Origin of the sequence: Halorubrum sp. SS7, assembly GCF_005435055.1 — an archaeon.
Lineage (GTDB): Archaea > Halobacteriota > Halobacteria > Halobacteriales > Haloferacaceae > Halorubrum > Halorubrum salinarum.
Genome location: NZ_SGXV01000797.1, coordinates 1 through 211 on the forward strand (window position 1 = coordinate 1; position 211 = coordinate 211).

Sequence of the window (211 nt, forward strand, 5' to 3'; positions counted from 1 at the left end):
GGATCGACCCGCCGAGCCGATCCGGACGCACACCTTCTTGACGGCGCGGACGGATCGATCGGTATGAACGTTCGACTGTACGCCCTCGACGGGTGTCCGTGGTGCGAGAAGGCGACCGACGCCTTAGACGAGGCGGGCGTCGAGTACGAGACCGAGTGGGTGGAGGCGCTCCACTCCGAGCGGAACGAGGTCAAGCGCGTCAGCGGCCAGC

At 67.3% G+C, this 211-nt stretch carries 1 protein-coding gene; it reads left to right on the plus strand.

The window, feature by feature from the left end; all coding sequences use genetic code 11:
• Positions 1–63: 63 nt before the first annotated feature.
• Positions 64–211: glutaredoxin (locus tag EXE44_RS19935; protein WP_137718156.1), on the plus strand; the 148-nt coding region annotated here is incomplete at its 3' end.